This window comes from Streptomyces sp., from assembly GCF_050698815.1.
Taxonomy (GTDB): Bacteria; Actinomycetota; Actinomycetes; order Streptomycetales; family Streptomycetaceae; genus Streptomyces.
The window spans coordinates 1-4,499 of record NZ_JBOHCV010000082.1 but is presented as its reverse complement, the minus strand read 5'-3'; the positions used below and the strand labels follow the sequence as shown (position 1 = coordinate 4,499).

Sequence of the window (4,499 nt, the reverse complement as noted above, 5' to 3'; positions counted from 1 at the left end):
GACCGGTTGACCGACGACGGCTGCGGCGGCTCCTCCTGCACATGCGCGTACGCGATGGCCAGCGGGGAGTCGGCGTCGAAGGGAAGGCGTCCGGTCAGCAGCTCGAAGAGCATGATGCCGACCGAGTAGAGGTCGGAGCGGGCGTCGACGCCACGCCCCAGTGCCTGTTCCGGCGAGAGGTACTGCGGGGTGCCGACGACCATGCCGGTCTGTGTCATCGAGGTCACGCCGGACTGCATGGCTCGCGCGATACCGAAGTCCATGACCTTGACCACACCGCGCTTGGTCATCATGACGTTGCCCGGCTTGATGTCGCGGTGCACCAGCCCCATCTCGTGACTGACCTCGAGTGCCGCCAGCACGTCGCCCGTGATCTTCAGCGCCTTCTCGGCGGGCATGGCGCCGTAGCGCGCTATGTCCTCGTCCAGGGCGTTGCGCAGCGGCTGGCCCTCGACGTACTCCATGACGATGTACGGCACCGTCGCACCGTCGATGGTGTCCTCGCCGGAGTCGAAGACCGAGACGATGTTGGTGTGGGTGAGCTTGGCCACCGACTGCGCCTCGCGGCGGAAGCGCTCGCGGAACGACTGCTCGCGGCCCAGCTCGGTGTGCAGCGTCTTCACCGCGACCTGCCGGTCGAGCACCGAGTCGTAGGCGAGATAGACCGAGGCCATGCCGCCGGCCCCGAGGAGGCTCTGGAGCTGGAACCGGCCGTTGCCGACCGTACGGCCGACGTATTGTGCGGCTGCCTGTCCGCCGTCGTCACTCATCTGACTGCTTCCCCCCGGCGGCAGTGCCCCCGCACAGGTGTGTTCGGGGGCAGATGTTCCAGTGCCCCGAAGATCCAGTGATCCTGCTACTCGGACCAAGTCTGCCGAAGGGCTCTGCCACGTCAAGCGCGATGCCCGTTCCGTAACCGGATGTGCAACCTTGGACCAGGACTGTGGCAGTTCGGCGGGGTGCCGGAGGGGGCGTCGGCCGGGTGTCGGGCAGTTCACAGTCGGCGCCCGGGCAGCCGACCGCCCACCGCCTGGGAACTTGCCAGCCGGGCACCGCAGCCGATTGGATGGCTCTTCCGTCCCCATCCATGTGACTTCTTGAGCCTGTAGCCTCCACAGCGGAGTGGGGCGCCCCGGCACAGCCGGGTGAGCCGAAGAGCCAGGCCGGCGGAGTACGCACCCGCGTGACCCGCGGCATTTCCGATTCACGGCGAGGACTGATGGCACAGACGCAGGCCGGCGGGGGCCCGATGGACCCCGACGCCACGGGCGGTTCCATGGCCGATTCGCCGGAGCTGTGGGGTAACAACGGCCTGGTCGGTGACGGGCGCTACCGCCTCTCGCACCGTCTCGGACGCGGCGGCATGGCGGAGGTCTTCGCCGCCGAGGACCTGCGCCTGGGCCGTACGGTCGCGGTCAAGCTGCTGCGCTCGGACCTCGCCGAGGACCCGGTCTCCAAGGCCCGTTTCACCCGCGAGGCCCAGTCGGTCGCCGGTCTCAACCACCACGCCGTCGTCGCGGTCTACGACTCCGGTGAAGAGGTGATCGGCGGCTCCGTCACCCCGTACATCGTGATGGAGATGGTCGAGGGCCGCACCATCCGCGATCTGCTGCTGAACGCCGACGCACCCCCGGCCGATCAGGCACTGATCATCGTCTCCGGTGTGCTGGAGGCCCTGGCCTACAGCCATCAGCACGGCATCGTGCACCGCGACATCAAGCCCGCCAACGTCAGCATCACGCAGACCGGCGCGGTCAAGGTGATGGACTTCGGCATCGCCCGCGCCCTGCACGGCGCCTCCAACACGATGACCCAGACCGGCATGGTCATGGGCACCCCGCAGTACCTCTCCCCGGAGCAGGCCCTCGGCAAGACCGTCGACATCCGCTCCGACCTCTACGCCACCGGCTGTCTTCTCTACGAACTCCTCACACTCCGGCCGCCCTTCACCGGCGAGACCCCGCTCTCGGTCGTCTACCAGCACGTGCAGGACGAGGCGGTGCTGCCCTCCGAGGCGTCCGACGCCGTACCGCCCGAGCTGGACGGTCTGGTGATGCGGGCACTGGCGAAGGACCCCGACGACCGGTTCCAGAGTGCCGAGGAGATGCGCGGCCTCGGGCAGTACGCGCTGCGGATGCTGCACGAGCAGGGCGGCCACACCGGCGGCCTGTGGAACACCGGCCCGGTCTCGCACGCCGGCGGCTCCACCCCGGCCATGGGCGTCCCCGGCGCCGGCGCCCGCCAGCACCCTGGGCACGGTGACACCTCCCAGCTGGCGCCCCCGCTGCTGATGGGCGGCCCGGACCGGGACGACGGCGGATTCGAGGGCGGTCCACGGGACGGCGGCAGGCGCCGCGGCGGCGGTGGCGTCAAGTACGCGCTGATCGCCTTCCTCGCCGTGATCGCCGTCGCGGGCGGCATCTTCTACGCGCTCAACGCCGGCTCGGACGGCAAGAAGAACGACGTCAAGCCGGACTCCTCCACGTCGCAGCCGAAGGACGAGAAGACCACCGACGGACCGACGTCGACGCCGAGCCAGACCGAGGAGGACCCGGGCACCAGCACCGGCGACACCGGCGAGGCGACGCCGTCCCAGACCCCGTCGCAGACGACCCCGAGCGAGACCGAGACCTCGCCCACGGAAGAGCCGACGAACACCCCCTCCGAGTCGAACTCCGGCGGCCAGGGCGGTAACAGCTCCAACGGTGGTTCCTCGGGCGGCAGCGACGAACCGTCGGACGACCCCACCCCGAGCGAGGAAACCTCCGGCGTGCAGGGCGCGAACGGCAGCGGAGTAGCCGGCGGCTGACGGGCCGGCCTCAGCCGTCCGGGTCCTCGAGTCCCGCCCGCATCCGGGCGACATAGGCCGCCGCCTGGGTGCGGCGCTTCATGCCGAGCTTGGCGAGCAGCTGCGAGACGTAGTTCTTGATGGTCTTCTCGGCCAGGCTCAGCTCTTCGCCGATGGCGCGGTTGGTGAGGCCCTCGCCGATCAGGTCGAGGATTCTGCGTTCCTGGTCGGTGAGCGAGGCGAGCCGGTCGTCCGTGCGGCGCCCGTCGCCCGCCCGTAGCCGTTCCACCACCCGGCGGGCCGCGGCCGGGTCCAGCAGTGACTTTCCGGCGGCGGCGTCCCGTACGGCCGTCTGCAGCTCGTCACCGCGGATTCCCTTCAGTACGTAGCCGGCGGCCCCGGCCAGCACGGAATGGACGAGGGCCTCATCGTCGGGGAAGGAGGTGAGGATCAGGCAGGCGATGTCCTGGTCGTAGGAGCGCAGCTCGCGGCAGACCTCGATGCCGTTGCCGTCCGGGAGGCGCACGTCCAGCACGGCGACATCGGGCTCCATGGCGGGGATGCGGGTCAGCGCGTCGGCTGCGCTGTCCGCTTCGCCGATCACCTCGATGTCGGACTCCGCTGACAGCATCTCGTGCACGCCTCGGCGGATCACCTCATGGTCGTCGAGCAGGAATACCGTGATTTTTCCGATTCCGCTCACCTTTTCAGTCTCACATACTGGTCTCGGTTCTGCTCTTCCCGCACTCTGGAGCTGCGGGATAACGTGCAAGGGTCCACGGGGCCTGCGCGGCCGTGACCAGTGATGTACTTGATTTCTCGGCTGTTGCTTGGATTTCCGACTCCTTTACTTGGATATCCGAACAAAGTTGCAGGTCAGGGCGCCTTCATGCATGTATGGAGGTCTGGGCATGGCTGCAGCTGGCCTCGACCGGGACATCAGTCACCGTTCGGTTGCCGTCCGTGTCGCACCCACCCCGTGCGCCGTACGGGGCCGGGCGAGCCTCCCTCCGCCCGAGGCGGGGGACCCCCAGGCCACCGGCGACCCCGGGGGCCGGACAGAAGAGGAGCACACGTGACCGTGGAGAGCACTGCCGCGCGCGGTAAGCCGCGCCGCAGCGACCCCGGAGCAAAACGCGCCACGAAGAAGACGGCGTCCGCGCAGAGCGACGCCGGCGGCACCAACGGCACCACCGGCAAGAGCAGTGCGGCATCGCGCAAGCCCGCGAGCAAGGCCGTCGGCAAGACCGCCGGCAAGACCGCCACGGCGGGCGCGAAGGGCGGCAAGGGCGGTACGCGCCGGGCGGACGCCCCCGCGGCGTCGGCCGCGACGGCGGGCACCGAGCTCGTGCAGCTGCTGACCCCCGAGGGCGAGCGGGTCGAACACCCCGAGTACTCCCACCTGATCGAGCACCTCACCACGGACGACCTGCGCGGCTTCTACCGCGACCTGGTGCTCGCGCGGCGGATCGACACAGAGGCAGTGGCCCTGCAGCGACACGGCGAACTGGGTCTGTGGGCGAGTCTGCTCGGCCAGGAGGCCGCTCAGGTCGGGTCCGGCCGTGCCCTGGCGAAGGACGACTACGCCTTCCCGACCTACCGGGAGCACGGCGTCGCCTGGTGCCAGGGCTTGGACCACCTCAACGTGATCGGCCTGTTCCGCGGCGTCAGCCACGGCGGCTGGGACCCCGCCGAGCACAACTTCCACCTG

Annotated in this window: 4 protein-coding genes; 2 read left to right on the top strand and 2 right to left on the bottom strand. The window is 69.7% G+C overall.

Annotated features, from left to right (window positions below; genetic code table 11):
* Positions 1 to 770, bottom strand: a 770-nt coding sequence (locus tag ACRDP3_RS03355; protein ID WP_431515291.1) for a protein kinase domain-containing protein, incomplete at its 3' end; no start/stop codon positions are given.
* A 449-nt stretch (positions 771 to 1,219) separates the two neighbouring features.
* Here ACRDP3_RS03355 and ACRDP3_RS03350 point away from each other — a divergent pair.
* Positions 1,220 to 2,809: a protein kinase domain-containing protein gene (locus ACRDP3_RS03350; RefSeq protein ID WP_431515290.1), complete on the top strand. Its 1,590-nt coding sequence runs from the start codon at positions 1,220 to 1,222 to the stop codon at positions 2,807 to 2,809.
* A gap of 10 nt (positions 2,810 to 2,819) precedes the next feature.
* On the opposite strand, the gene ACRDP3_RS03345 is transcribed toward ACRDP3_RS03350, so the two are convergent.
* Positions 2,820 to 3,491 (bottom strand): response regulator, encoded by a 672-nt coding sequence (locus tag ACRDP3_RS03345; RefSeq protein WP_431515289.1) that lies wholly within the window; start codon positions 3,489 to 3,491, stop codon positions 2,820 to 2,822.
* Between the two features lie 372 nt (positions 3,492 to 3,863).
* Between ACRDP3_RS03345 and ACRDP3_RS03340 the strand changes: the two genes are divergently transcribed.
* The coding region (locus ACRDP3_RS03340) for a thiamine pyrophosphate-dependent enzyme (protein ID WP_431515288.1) at positions 3,864 to 4,499 on the top strand (636 nt) is incomplete at its 3' end.